Origin of the sequence: Sphingobacterium sp. ML3W (assembly GCF_000747525.1) — a bacterium.
Classification (GTDB): Bacteria; Bacteroidota; Bacteroidia; order Sphingobacteriales; family Sphingobacteriaceae; genus Sphingobacterium.
In genome coordinates this window covers 321,654-336,424 of sequence record NZ_CP009278.1, presented here as the reverse complement: position 1 = coordinate 336,424, position 14,771 = coordinate 321,654, and the positions used below count along the sequence as shown (strand labels likewise).

The 14,771-nt window shown below is 40.2% G+C and carries 11 protein-coding genes; 9 read left to right on the top strand and 2 right to left on the bottom strand.

Annotation, left to right across the window (positions count from 1 at the left end):
- Position 1: 1 nt before the first annotated feature.
- Complete coding sequence (locus tag KO02_RS01520) at positions 2–1,114, bottom strand: MBL fold metallo-hydrolase (RefSeq protein WP_038695237.1); 1,113 nt, start codon at positions 1,112–1,114, stop codon at positions 2–4.
- A 292-nt stretch (positions 1,115–1,406) separates the two neighbouring features.
- Between KO02_RS01520 and KO02_RS01515 the strand changes: the two genes are divergently transcribed.
- The 7 genes from KO02_RS01515 to KO02_RS01485 all read left to right on the top strand — a co-directional run bounded on the left by KO02_RS01515 (position 1,407) and on the right by KO02_RS01485 (position 12,452).
- Positions 1,407–1,799 carry a hypothetical protein gene (locus KO02_RS01515; RefSeq protein ID WP_038695235.1) on the top strand — a complete coding sequence of 131 codons (393 nt, stop codon included), beginning with the start codon at positions 1,407–1,409 and terminating at the stop codon, positions 1,797–1,799.
- A 161-nt stretch (positions 1,800–1,960) separates the two neighbouring features.
- Positions 1,961–3,049, top strand: coding sequence for an efflux RND transporter periplasmic adaptor subunit (locus tag KO02_RS01510; RefSeq protein ID WP_038695232.1), 1,089 nt, complete (start codon positions 1,961–1,963; stop codon positions 3,047–3,049).
- Positions 3,050–3,070: 21 nt separating this feature from the next.
- Positions 3,071–6,238 (top strand): efflux RND transporter permease subunit, encoded by a 3,168-nt coding sequence (locus KO02_RS01505; RefSeq protein WP_038695230.1) that lies wholly within the window; start codon positions 3,071–3,073, stop codon positions 6,236–6,238.
- Positions 6,192–7,679, top strand: coding sequence for a TolC family protein (locus KO02_RS01500; RefSeq protein WP_235212321.1), 1,488 nt, complete (start codon positions 6,192–6,194; stop codon positions 7,677–7,679). Before KO02_RS01505 ends, KO02_RS01500 begins: the two co-directional genes overlap by 47 nt.
- A 424-nt stretch (positions 7,680–8,103) precedes the next feature.
- Positions 8,104–9,828 (top strand): amidohydrolase, encoded by a 1,725-nt coding sequence (locus KO02_RS01495; protein WP_038695226.1) that lies wholly within the window; start codon positions 8,104–8,106, stop codon positions 9,826–9,828.
- A 9-nt stretch (positions 9,829–9,837) separates the two neighbouring features.
- Positions 9,838–10,803, top strand: a complete 966-nt coding sequence (locus tag KO02_RS01490; RefSeq protein WP_038695224.1) for a transporter — start codon at positions 9,838–9,840, stop codon at positions 10,801–10,803.
- 287 nt (positions 10,804–11,090) lie between these two features.
- A complete protein-coding gene (locus KO02_RS01485; protein WP_038695222.1) occupies positions 11,091–12,452 on the top strand; it encodes a Gfo/Idh/MocA family protein in 1,362 nt (453 codons plus the stop codon).
- Positions 12,453–12,606: 154 nt separating this feature from the next.
- Here KO02_RS01485 and KO02_RS01480 read toward each other — a convergent pair whose 3' ends face one another.
- A complete protein-coding gene (locus tag KO02_RS01480; protein ID WP_038695220.1) occupies positions 12,607–13,542 on the bottom strand; it encodes a hypothetical protein in 936 nt (311 codons plus the stop codon).
- Between the two features lie 264 nt (positions 13,543–13,806).
- On the opposite strand from KO02_RS01480, the gene KO02_RS23500 reads away from it, so the two are divergent.
- Positions 13,807–14,010 (top strand): hypothetical protein, encoded by a 204-nt coding sequence (locus KO02_RS23500; protein ID WP_144243242.1) that lies wholly within the window; start codon positions 13,807–13,809, stop codon positions 14,008–14,010.
- Between the two features lie 407 nt (positions 14,011–14,417).
- A complete protein-coding gene (locus KO02_RS01475) occupies positions 14,418–14,771 on the top strand; it encodes a hypothetical protein (protein WP_038695218.1) in 354 nt (117 codons plus the stop codon).

Below are 14,771 nucleotides of genomic sequence, written 5' to 3'. Positions count from 1 at the left end.
CTTATTGAAGACCTTCCCACCATTTCTCATACGGTTTATCCAATTGCTTTAAATAAACGATTTCACCCATTTTTGGAGTCAAAACTGGGATATTAGCTTCCGCAGCATACCGGCTTACAAGAGATAAAGGCTCCTTCCAATCGTGTAGTGCTAAAGCAAACTTACCCGAATGCACCGGCAGAAAATGTTTAGCCTGCAGATCAACAACCTCCTTTAGGAGTTCATCAGGCATGGAGTGGATATAACGCCAAGTTTCGTTATACTGACCATTCTCCAAAATAGCCAAATCAAATGGACCGTATTTATCGCCTATCGTTTTAAAATGTTTACCATATCCACTATCCCCACCTAAAAACAGATTATAGGTTGCTGTTTTTAACACAAAAGATGTCCAAAGGGTGGTATTACGCTTAAATTTTCTTCCCGAGAAGTGACGTGCAGGTGTTGCAATTACAGTAAAATCATCTTCCGTTCTTGCCTCATCAAACCAGTCCAATTCCGTGATCTGATTTGCTGCAAACCCCCATCTTTCAAAATGGGCACCGACACCAAGGCCACAAACAACATGTTTGATCTGTGCACGCAATTGTAATATCGTTTTATAATCCAAATGATCGTAATGATCATGGCTGATCAACAACATATCAATAGCAGGAAAATCACTAGCCTGATAAGTATAGGACAAAGGAAATGGTTTATTGCTGCCAGGTACAGGCGAGGCATTATCAGAAAAGACAGGATCGACTACGATTATCTTTCCGTCTATCTGCAACAAATAAGAAGAATGACCGAACCAAATCATCAGATCATCAGAAGGTAGGTTCTTAAGATCTTGTTGTACGACAGGAAGCGGTCTCTTAGGACTTCTGATAGCACGATCTTTAAACATAAAAGCATACATCGCCCCCACGAAGCTCTCCCCCTCTTTTAGTGATGGCGTGTGCTCCAGATTTTGAAACTGCGTATTCCTAAAATTAGGTGATTTCTTGATGCGCTCCAAACGCTCCCCAGCGATATTCCCTCCAAAAAGAGGCCTCGTTAAATAAACATTACCCATGACAATAAGAATAGTTACACTAGCAAGAATTACGATTAGATATTTCCCGATTTTCATTGCCGTCAAACTAAGCTAAATTTTTATTATATACAATATAAATTGACCCACTATGCTTGCGTCACAGCTATCAATATCCATACTGCCGTCAAGATTTCCTCCCTATAGAAAAGGCTGATAATGAGCATCTCCTCCATTCATGCCAGATAACACATGCATACAACTGAAACATCCAATGGGCAAGCAACCTATTTAAGATAAAAACAATCTATTTTTTTTGACAAAAAGCTGACTGTTAAAAAATGTTAATATCAGCTAACATATCATTCTCGACACTACTTTTACGGCAAATATGAGAGCGCTATATTTACTGGTTCTAATTTTCAATTTATTCCTTTTACAGGGAGATGGGCTTGTTTCGACCAGTTCCTTGCAAAAAGCAATTCATACGAGCAGCGCTACCACAGGAAACACAGTCGTTTCAAAAATAAACTCCATTCATGTCAATTCCTTACTCAGTAAAGCGTTAACTGAACGGAGCTATAACCTGACTGAAGATGACGTTGAGGACGAACTTATTTTTGAATCATATTCCACTATTATCTTCAAAGATATCGCCTTCATTAGCTATGCCTTAGCCCTCATTTTTATCCTCAAAAATTTAGATAGTCGCCTATCTATTTTTAGAAAACAACCTTTCACCTCTACCAACAAATATATCCTACAGCGCGTTCTTCGCCTGTGAAATGCCACAACCTTCAGTATTTAAAGACCTGAAAAATGCGCCATGGCGTTATATTTCGCTATAACGGTATGTCTTAATTTTTGACATCAGCTCAACTGAAGTGTCCTCTCCTACAGGAATATTATCCTATTTATTATCAACACATCAATAAAATTTCATTCATGAAAAGAATTAGCACAGGCATGCTCATGGGTTTGTATGTCTTACTGGTCCAAACAAGCTGCTCCCCTAAAAAAGAAGAGAAGGTTGAAAACGTCCAATATCAGGTAACCAGCCCGCTATCGATGGACACCACCCTCTCCAAGAATTATGTAGCACAGATACAGTCTATCCGTAACATCGAGATCAGGGGTCTAGAGAAAGGGTACTTACAACAGATCTACGTAGACGAAGGTCAGACCGTGAAAGCAGGACAACTCTTATTTAAAATAATGCCCAAATTTTACGAAGCTGAATACTTAAAAACACAAGCACAAGTAAAAGCAGAAGAAATAGAACTCGAAAACACAAGAGCGCTGTCCGACAAAAACATTGTGTCTAAAAATGAATTGGCACTAGCAGAGGCTAAAGTTGATCAGGCCAAAGCAGAAATGTCCTTAGCTAAACTACACGTTACTGCGACCGAAATTAGAGCTCCTTTCTCCGGTACCATCAATCGTATTCCCTTAAAGCTAGGAAGCCTCGTCGACGAAGGTCAGCTCCTCACCACTTTATCCGACAACAGTCAAGTTTATGCCTATTTTAACGTTTCAGAACCTGAATACCTCGATTATCAGACCAATACGCAAAATAGAGCCAATAGTGACGTGAATTTACTTCTTGCCAATAATCAATTGCTACCATACAAAGGAAAAGTGGAGACCATAGAGAGCGAATTTAACAATGAAACAGGAAACATCGCCTTTAGAGCACGTTTTCCCAATCCAGACAAACTACTTAGAAATGGCGAAACTGGACGTGTACAGATGCAAGTTCCACTTAGAAACGCATTGATAATCCCACAAAAAGCCACTTACGAAATTCAGGACAAAACCTATGTCTTTGTCATTGATAAAAATGGAATGGTCAAATCTCGGAATATCACCATCAGTAATGACCTCCCAGACTTATATGCCATCTCTTCAGGACTATCCCAGACAGATAAAATACTGATAGATGGAGTTCAAAAGGTCAAAGATGACGATAAGATAAAATTCCAATTTATAGCGCCACAAGAGGTGATGTCACATTTACAGATACACGCACAATAATTCACCACAAAAAAATCAACGATGTTTAATAAATTTATCCATAGACCCGTGCTGTCCATCGTGATCTCCTTGATTATTGTATTTCTTGGTGTATTATCGATGCTCAAACTCCCTATCACCCAGTTTCCCTCCATCTCTCCTCCCAAAGTAAACATTACGGCGGAGTACCCCGGAGCCAATGGCGAACTGATGGTAAAATCGGTACTGATTCCCCTTGAGCGCGCAATCAATGGAGTACCTGGCATGAAATACATTACCTCCGATGCAGGTAATGATGGTGAGGCTTCCATTCAAGTTATCTTCAACTTAGGAACCGATCCCAATCTCGCTGCCGTCAACGTGCAAAATCGGGTTTCTTCCGTCATCAATAAATTACCGCCCCTAGTCGTTCGCGAAGGTGTAAAGATCACAAGGGAAGAATCAAATATGCTCGTTTACGTCAACTTATTCAGTAAAGATCCAAAAGCCGATCAAAACTTCCTATTCAATTATGGCGACATCAATATCTTATCCGAACTGAAACGTATCGATGGAGTTGGTGATGCCGATATCCTAGGGAATAGAGAATATGCCATGCGTATCTGGCTAAAACCCGATCGGATGCTAGCCTATAAGATTTCTGCAGACGAAGTATTAAAAGCACTCGATGAACAGAGTTTAGAAGCCTCTCCTGGTAAAACAGGTGAAAGCTCGGGCAAGAAATCGCAGACATTTGAATATGTACTCAAGTATCCTGGTCGCTTTAATACAAAAGAAGGTTATGAGAACATCATCCTGAAGTCAACAGCAAATGGCGAAATGCTGCATGTAAAAGATGTCGCCGAAGTGGAGTTCGGAAGCTCCATGTACGATATCTACTCCACGTTGAATGGCAAACCATCTGCCGCCATCGTCATTAAACAATCGTATGGAAGTAATGCAAGTGATGTCATCAAAAACATCAAAAGCAAATTGGCTGAAATCAAAGAGACCAGTTTTCCAAAAGGTATGGACTACGAGATCAGTTATGATGTTTCCAAGTTTTTGGATGCCTCTATTGAAAAGGTCGTTCACACCTTACTCGAGGCCTTCATCCTAGTTGGTATTGTCGTATTTCTTTTCTTAGGCGATTGGAGATCGACACTCATACCCGCTATGGCAGTACCAGTATCCTTGATTGGGACATTTGCCTTCATGTCCATCTTTGGGATTACCCTCAATCTCATTACCCTATTTGCTTTAGTCATGGCTATCGGAGTGGTCTTGGATGATGCCATTGTCGTCATCGAGGCTGTACATGCCAAGATGGAAGAAAAAAACCTTTCGCCATTAAAAGCAACAGAAGAAGCGATGCATGAGATTAGCGGTGCTATTGTCGCAATCACACTCGTTATGGCTGCTGTATTTATCCCTGTAGCCTTCATGTCAGTACCAGTCGGTATATTTTACAAACAGTTTTCCATCACCATGGCTACCGCCATTATATTATCCGGCGTAGTCGCATTGACCCTGACCCCAGCATTGTGTGCCATGATCCTGAAAAATGAACATGGACAACCAAAGAAACAAACACTCTTAAATAAATTTCTAACGAGATTCAATAATCTTTTTACAAAAGGTGCCAATCGCTATCAAGATTTGTTGCGTAAGATCGTCAATAAAAGACTCATCACATTCGTGCTATTAGCGGCATTCTGTTCTGCGATTTTCTTTTTAAACAACAGCCTACCTTCTGGATTTATTCCCAATGAAGATCAGGGGATGTTCTATGCCATTATTCAAACACCCCCAGGGTCCACGCTGGAACGCACCAATCAAATTGCAGAAAAGCTGCAAAGCATAGCCATGCATATTGATGGCGTAAAATCTGTCTCTTCATTAGCGGGCTATGAAATTCTAACAGAAGGTACTGGAGCCAACTCTGGAACCTGTCTGATCAATTTAAAAAGTTGGGAAGAACGTAAAAACTCCGTTCAAGATGTGATGCACGAACTAGAAGAAAAATCAAAAGACATCACCGGTGCTACGATTGAGTTTTTTGGTCCACCAGCAGTACCGGGCTATGGTGCAGCAGGTGGGTTCGAATTACGCCTTTTGGATAAAGCGGGTTCGGGAGATTTTAAAAAAATGGAAACGGTGAGTAAAGACCTGGTCAAGGAACTCAGCAAACGTCCTGAACTGGCGTCTGTCTTTACTTTTTATAGCGCAAGTTTTCCCCAATATATGTTGCATATAGACAACGAAAAAGCCGAACAGAAAGGCGTGACGATTGACAATGCCATGAGCACGCTCTCCACATTAGTAGGTAGTAATTATGAAACAAGTTTCATTAAGTACGATCGACAGTACAAGGTCATGGTACAGGCATTGCCGGAGTATCGTGCATTGCCAGACGATATCCTCAAACTCTATGTGAAGAATGATCGGGACGAAATGGTACCCTATGCCTCTTTTATGACGCTAGAAAAGGTATACGGTCTATCTGAAATCACCAGACACAATATGTACAACTCTTCCGAAATAAGTGGTGCTTCTGCAGCAGGTTATAGTAGTGGCGAAGCGATTAAAGCCGTTACAGAGGTTGCCAAAGCTTCGCTGCCTAGAGGCTATGGTATTGAGTGGGCCGGAATTTCGAAAGATGAAGTGTCCCGCGGTAACGAAGCCATCTATATCTTCTTGATCTGTCTGACCTTCGTTTACATGATCCTAGCTGCGCAATATGAGAGCTTTGTTTTACCATTAGCCGTTGTGCTTTCATTACCTGCGGGTATTTTTGGAGCCTTCTTATTACTGAAAGTATTGGGGCTTGAGAATAATATTTATGCACAGGTAGCCATGGTCATGCTCATCGGTCTTCTAGGTAAAAATGCCGTATTGATTATCGAGTTTGCTGTACAGAAGCACAATGCCGGCAGTTCTGTCCTTGCGGCGGCCATAGAAGGTGCAGGAGTTCGGTTTCGACCTATCTTAATGACTTCCTTTGCATTTATTGCTGGTCTGATTCCATTGGTATTTGCTACAGGCCCTGGAGCTATAGGAAACAAAACCATAGGAAGTGCCGCAGCTGGCGGTATGTTGATCGGAACCGTATTTGGATTAATCATCATACCTGGACTATATTATATTTTCGGAAAAATCGCCTCGAAAAGCAAGTTAACGAGCTATGAAGACGAAAACCCATTATCAGAAGAAATCGATCACCATGTATAATATCAAGTTAAAAAAATGGATTGGAATAAGCTTCCTATGCTTTTCGGTCGTGAGCTGTAAAGTACCTGCTATTCCTATTGTAAAAGAGAATAAAATGGTGCCAATTGCTTTTAATGACACCACAGGTGCAGCATCACAAGACAGTTCAAACATGATCGTCACGCCGTGGCGTGATTTCTTTTCGGACCATTACCTCAGCAGTTTGATCGATACCGCCTTAAAAAATAATCAAGAGCTTATGATCACCTTCCAAGAAATAGAGATTGCGAAAAGCGAGGTTCGTTTCAAGCAAGGTCAATTATTCCCCTCAGTAGAGGCTCGAATTGGTTCTGGGGTCGAAAAAGTAGGTCGTTATACCAGTCAGGGTGCGGGAGATGCAAGTACGGACATCGCACCCGGAAAGAAATTCCCTGATCCACTCCTAAATTACGAAGCTGCCCTCACGGGAAACTGGGAAATCGATATCTGGGGAAAACTGCACGATCAAAAAAAAGCGGCAATAGCCCGTTATCTCTCAACCATGGAAGGCAAGAACTTTGTCCTGACCAATTTAGTTGCCGAGGTCGCAAATAGCTACTATGAATTACTAGCATTGGACAATCAACTGGATGTAGTGCAACAAACGATTAAACTACAGCAGAATGCGTTAGAGGTTATTCAAGCACAAAAAGAGGCTGCACGCTCGACAGAGCTAGCGGTCCAGAAATTCAAGGCGGAAATGCTCAATTCACAGAGCTTGGCGTATGAAATCAAGCAGGATATACAAGAATCTGAAAATAAGATGAACCTCCTGCTGGGAAGATATGCACAGCAGATTCCCAGAGATAAAAACAGCTTTTTAACCATGCTATCGCCTGCAGTCCATAGTGGTATTCCTTCGCAGTTATTGGCAAACAGAGCAGATATCAGAAAAGCAGAACTGGATCTAGCTGCTGCAAAATTAGATGTTAAAATTGCGCGGGCAGAGTTCTATCCATCTTTTAACATCTCTGCAACTTTAGGATTAGAAGCTTTCAAACCCTCCTATTTTGTGAAGATGCCCGAGTCTATGCTGTACTCACTAGCGGGAGAACTTGCGATGCCCTTGATCAATAAAAATGGTATTAAAGCTGAATTTAGCAAGGCCAGTGCCATACAGCTACAAGCGATGTACAATTACCAGCAGACGATATTAAGTGCCTATGCCGAGGTATCAAACCACCTCTCCAAAATCAGCAATCTACAGAGAAGTTATGATCTCAAATCACAGCAAGTGGAGGCACTAACAAAATCAAATGATATCGCTAATGACCTATTTAAGTCTGCTCGGGTCGATTATTTCGAAGTATTGATGACACAAAGAGATGCGCTTGAAGCAAGATTAGAACTCATCAAGACAAAAAGAGATCAATTGAATACGGTAGCCAATACCTACCGAGACCTCGGTGGAGGTTGGAAATAAAAAACCCTTAAAAAGAGCGTTTATCTGTCTATGGTAAGCGCTCTATCCATATGGATCAATTCATACTGTTCTCTGGTTACCCCATATTCGTAGAGCAGCACATATTCCTGTGATTTTAATTAAATCGATTCCAACAAATAATCGGTAAACATGGAAAGTTCACCAATTCTATACGTAGATTAACCGCCTAACCAACCTAAATAACAAAAATTGTAACTTTCTGTAAATATGAAACTTGACATAAATATAAACTGACTTAGAGCAGTTCATATTTTGAATAAACAATCCGTTCACTACGATGTATTCTTATTGTACTTCAGTAATATTATTCAAAACATTACAAGCAAAATGAAGTTTATATAGAGAAGCTAATCCAGCAAAATAACCGCTTAATTACGAGTTTTTTACAGAAAAAAGATCTCCTATGTTAAAATTACATAACCTAAAAATCATCTTGTTGTTCCTAGTAATAACAAGTTGCAAAAACGCTAAAAATGATGCCGATACCCTCTATTATGGTGGTCCTATTTTAACGATGGAAGATGATAACCCGCAGGTAGAAGCGATTGCGATAAAAGATGGAAAAATTCTATTTTCAGGTTCCAAACAAAATGCAAAGCGTTTTATCGGCAACAATACAAATCAGATCAATTTAGAGAATAAGACCCTCATGCCGGGTTTTATTGACGCACATGGACATATCACTTCCAGAGCAGGTATGTCGCAAGCAGTGGATCTTTCGCCAAGCCCATACGGTACAGTCAATAATATTCCTGAGCTACAGACAACGTTAAAAGAATACATCAACAAGTATCAATTGGATCCTACTACACCTGTCATGGGAAATGGCTATGATGATGCCATTATGGAAGAACATCGACATCCTACTCGTGAAGAACTGGATGCCGTGAGCACTACCCATCCCATTATCGTCATACATGCCTCTGGACATGCTAGTGTGGTCAATAGTGCCATGCTCAAATTATTGCAAATCCCAGAAGACGTAAAAGATCCAGAAGGTGGACATTATAGGCGAGATCCTAAAACCAAACGATTGAACGGAAAGCTAGAGGAAAATGCCAGTTTTATGGCACTCATGAAACTAACAGCACTGCTACCAAAACCACCTGAAACTGCTGGTCTATCGCAGTCACTCAAAGATTTTTTAGCTGCGCAAGACGAATGGTTCAGTTATGGACAAACAACGATTTGCGACGGTAGAACCATGGGTGTGGGACTTACGTTGCTTCGTGAGGCTGCTGCAAAAAAATTGATAAAAGCTGATATCGTTTATTTCCCTGATTTTGAAGCTAACAAAAAAGAATGGGAATCTTTTTTACCTCATTACATGAAATATGAAAATAACCTCAAATTTGGAGGTTTCAAATTCTCTGATGATGGCTCTCCTCAAGGTAAAACAGCTTGGTTAACACAGCCCTACTTGATCCCTCCTGAAGGACAAAGCAAAGACTATAAAGGATTTCCCATCTTTACGGATGAGGTACTCTACGATGATTTAAAAACAATCTTCTCGAAAAATATAACCGCTCAACTGCACGTAAATGGTGATGCAGCTATTGATCAAGCATTACGTGTAATCGGAAAATTGAGGCAAGAAGGAATTTATAAACCAGAGCTTCGTGCCACGCTTATTCATGTACAAAATAGTAGACCTGATCATATTTCAAAAATTAAAGATATAGGGGTCATCCCTTCTTATTTTTCAGCACATGTATACCTATGGGGAGACTGGCATTATAGCAGTGTTTTTGGTCCCGAAAGGGCCGCATTTATTAGTCCCGTAAACGCAGCTAAAGATGCTGGGATTACGTTCACCATTCACCACGATGCCCCTGTTACACCTCCCGATTTGATGACTGGTGTGTACGCTGCGGTGAATAGAATAACGCGTTCTGGGATGGTTTTAGGTCCCGAACAGCGTATAAAAGTAATCGATGCATTAAAAGCAATCACGATCAACGCTGCTTATCAGTACCATGAAGAAGATATAAAAGGCTCTTTAAAAGAAGGTAAACTCGCGGACTTGGTTATTTTGAATAAAGATCCATTGACCATCGACCCGAAAGAGCTTAGATCCATTCAGGTCTTAGAAACAATCAAAGAAGGAAAAACAGTATTTAAAAGATAAACATACCTTATGAAAAAGCTCCTCAATTTACTGCTGTTACTGATGATCAGTATCAGTAGTTTTGCGCAAGGTCATTACAATGGTTCATCCTTTAACCCTAATGATTATTTTGCCCCTCATGCTGGCTTTATTATACCGGTATGGTATGGTTATGCCAATATGAACTATTATAATAAACAGGGCAATAAATCGGATCAACTGATCAATCCGACACCTAATAATCCGACCACGCTCAATATCGAACAAAATGTCAAAACGCATTCATTTATTTTAATGGCCATATATGGCGGTAAAGGAAAAATTCTAAATGCAGATTGGGGAATGATGATCATACCGACATTGAATAGTCCTACCGCCAGTATCGCATTGGATTACTATTCGCAACAGACAGGTTCAGGTCGCTATAACTTCACCAATAAAAGTATCGGCTTTGGCGACATGTACATCCAACCCATCTGGCTATCATGGAAAGATGGTAACTTTAAATATGCCTTAAATTATGGAGTATGGGCACCAACAGGGAAATATGAACATAATAGTTTAGATAATGGTGGCCATGGTTATTGGTCACACAATATACGTGGGGCTTTGCAATACAAACCGCAACCCAAAATCAACTTAAGTATAGCACCAACTTTAGAGATCAACCAATGGCAAAAAGATACGGACTTCAAAGAGGGCAGCCATCTTACGGTCGACATGGGAGGTTCGTATCTCCTAAACTCGCGAGGTGATGAAGTGGGTGTATTTGGACATTACACCAAACAGGTCTCGGACGACAAGGGAACGGAGGGTAGTTTTCTTTCTGACCAAACTGCTGGTGTTGGTGGGTTTGTTTCCTATTGGATTGTCCCTAAAAAAATTGGGGCTATGGCTCGTATTACGCAAAATTTTGCTACAGAAAGCCGTTTCGGTGGAATGGCAGTTCAAGCAGGCGTCAATATTTTAATACCGACAAAAGGATCGAGCCATTGATACGCTTACTTATTTTGAATAGATTTCTTGACTAGAAAGAAATAATTGAGAATTTATCTTTAATAACACAGATGAAGTTGAAATTGGCACCAGTTATCCAAGTTCAACTTCTTTTCAAATTTATAGCCTCCGTATATAGTCGCTTCTATAAGTAATGGGAAGAGAATCAGATAAAAACATCAACTAAAATCTTCTTATTTAAATAGATCTTTAGACCAGAAATAGTCAAATAATTAGTATCTTCATATGTTATTCTTCCTCATAACAACCAATAAACCAACAGATATATGGCTGACTTAAACCTAAACCGTAGAAAATTCATTCAAAATACAAGTGCCGTTTTAACCTTATCTGCATTGCAGACTAATGGGCTAGCCTTTACAAATCCAAGTAAAAACTTGCGTGTCGGATTGATCGGAGCAGGTTGGTACGGAAAAAGCGATCTATTTAGACTCATGCAGGTCAGGGATATTGATGTTGTCGCTATCTGCGATGTGGACAATAACCATCTACAGGAAGCTGGCAAACTCATCAGCGAACGACAAGTATCTAGAAAGATACCATCGCTCTATACGGATTATAGGAAGATGCTGGCGGAGCATAAATTCGATCTCGTGCTTATCGGCACACCCGATCACTGGCACGCGCGACAGGCGATTGACACGATGCGTGCTGGTGCCCATATCTATCTACAAAAACCTGTCAGTATTGATGTACTGGAAGGAGAAGCCATACTCCAAGCTGCTCGAAAGCTCAATAAAAAAGTGCAGGTAGGGACACAACGGAGAAGTACCTCCCATCTCCTAGACGCTAAACAAAGGGTGATAGACCAAGGTCTACTCGGTAAAATATCACAGGTAGAAATGTGTTGCTACTACCATATGCGACAGAATGGTAATCCACCATTACAGCCGGTCCCTGATTTTCTGGATTACGAAATGTGGACTGGTCCCGCCCCCTTGCGCCCTTATGATAGCTTGCCACATGGAGGTTGGTGGCGAACCTTTATGGAATACGGGAATGGTATTACGGGCGATATGGGCATGCACATGTTCGACGCTGTCCGTTGGTTGCTCCAACTTAAATGGCCGAATAAAATCAGTGCAACAGGTGGTATCTTTGTGCAAAAGGGGGGGAAGTCGAACGTGCCGGATACGCAGACTGCCATATTTGAATATCCTGACCTCAACTGCGTATGGCAAATGCGTTCTTGGGGTACGCCAGCTGACCCCGAATATCCATGGGCATTTATTATCTATGGAGACAAGGGTACTTTAAAGGGAAGTGTGATGAAGTATGAGTTTATTCCGGTTGGTAAAGGAGAACGAATCGCAATGGACGTCGTTTTTGAAAAAGAAGAATTCCCAGAGGACCTAAAAGAACCCCGCATTGAATTACATACAGCTCCCGCAACGCGGCAGCACATGCTGAATCTCCTATCGGCAATTGAAAATGATCATTTACCCGTTGCTGATATCGAAGAGGGACACATATCTACAGCAAGTTGTATTCTGGCCAATCTGTCCATGCTATTAAAACGACCGCTGGTCTATGACCCTATCAAAAAAATATGTATTGATGATCCGGAAGCAACCAAATTATTAAGAAGACCTTATCGTGCACCGTGGAAACATCCTTACACAATTTAATATAAGTTCGTCAACTTTCCCATATTTTCACCAAAGTTATATTGAAAATTTATGAAAGAAACTTAAAGGGTTGAGAATTTACCTCAACACAAAATAACCATGTAATTAATTGAATAAAAAGGTCCTTATACTGCTTCATCGTCTGCTTATCTATTTACAGCTCCTTCGAAAACCATTTTGCAAAATCATCCATTTTATCCTTATTGAGTATAAGCTGATGCTCGCCAGGATAGTCCAGTTCCATTTTAAAATTTTTATCGGGTTTTATGGTGTAACCTTTTATAATATCTCGATGCACCAAATCCCAACGAGATATTTGATAATAATCTTTCGAATCGAGCCTTTCAACCCAAAACTTCAACGGATGACCGTCTTGAACTGGTGGGTTATCATAATTCCGTTCGTAGATGATATTCATCCCGTTACTATTGCTTACCCAAACAATGTCCAGATCATTCAATCTTATTTCTTTTCCTTCTCGAATGGTTATAACAGGATTACTGTTATCATTATTTTGACTATCGACCTTTCTCTCTTCATCAATTATTTTAGCACCTGAGGAAATCAAGTTATCCATCATAGTTGCTCCAGTTCTATTTACGCTGTTCATATATTCAGCAAAAAGTGAGATTAGACTATAGAATAACGTGTAAATTAATGATACCCAAAAAAAGAAAGGAAATTGGCTTATGTTTTGGTTTATCCGAAACAATCTTCTTGCACTTACCTGAGTATATAACTGATCTGCCATCTCTAAAAATAGCATTGAAGGTAAAAATGCGAATAATAGCTGGGCAATCAGACGGTTCAAGAATCCGTCCTTCCATAACTGCTTTTTATCAAAATATGCGGTTACCTCTATAGTCCAAAGCATCATCATGGTCAGATAAACAAAGCTCCATAAAAAATCAATATAGAAATTAGAACTCGAAAGGCAATATTCTAAAATATTCCAGCCCTCACCTATTGGATATCCTAAAAAAGCATTGAAAAGTGAAAAAATAAGTATCCAAGATATTCTTGCTTTCCAATGATCACGTGTTGACAGATCGCAATCCTCATCTTCTTCGATAACTTTATTGGCTTCCATAATAGCAATATTTGTGGTTAATTGGCTGGTTTATTACCCCATACGAATCTCTAGTTTATTAAAAATAAGTTTAAAAAGCAAATATTTTCGATGTTTTTCAAGTTTTCTCATTTATTTCTATCCAAAAAATGAATAAAAACCAATTAATATGGAAAGAAATGAAGATTGTATTTCTTTTGCTTTCAAGCAATGGAATTATCAATCCATGTTAGCTATGGTATAAATACGAAATGATAAAGATGTAAGATAACAACGATAAATATAATGAAATGGCGAGCGTACCAGGGTTGGGTCCATATCCGTCTTTCCCGACGGATCGCTTCAGGTACGTATGGTACGCTTGTTAATGGCGATTGGGTATTTGGAGCAACAAATAGGGACGCGGGTACAGCGACAAAGTGCAAAGAGAAAACAGAGGACAGGCCGCGCCAAGGATGTGCCGCTGAGCAACAGGTTATGGATAGGTAAAATGAACGAAGATGAAAAGTCTACAAACAGCAAAAAACAAAATTGAACGACTCGTCCAATCAATATGGACAGTGTTACAGTCTTTATGGACAAAGCTGTATGGATTGGTTGTCTTTCAGTTCAGGTACCGACAAGTGCTTTTTTTCAAAGGACTATACAGTACCCCTATCTGTCTATCCTTAGCCCTAAAGAGAGTTAAAGACAAGAACTGGTTCCCACGCAAATTTGCACTATTCAGGCCTGAACAGCCAAAGATACAATCAATGGTCAACCGCATTCAGGGGAGAAATGCATGACCGATACGGATCCCTCAAGCGCATAACTGTGAGGCAAAACTGACATGCAACGGTTATAAACAAAATTACAGACTAAAGTTCGCACTCATCTTCAAGTGCATAAATTGCCTTATGGGTACTTTAAAAAATAACGGGCTACGTGCCTGTCTAGCATTATTCATTTTATTATTTGGTATTTTTGTAGTTGTGAAAGCAATGGAGAAGAAGGAAAATGTTACCAGTAATAGTCTCATTGATCCTTCATGGTATTATACCAGTGGTGATCCAACCCTCCCCTCGAGCTATTCGAGCACGCCTAATCCTAATTGTGGAAACGGTGTTGTGGTAATTTGTGAGATACAGGCTCCGGCAAATACAGCGGATCCTTCCCATCCTGTACTTGATTCGACAGCTAAGAACAATATTCAGGATGCCTTGGATGCCAAAACTGATAATGCTACTGTTAAATCTTTTAGGGATCAATAA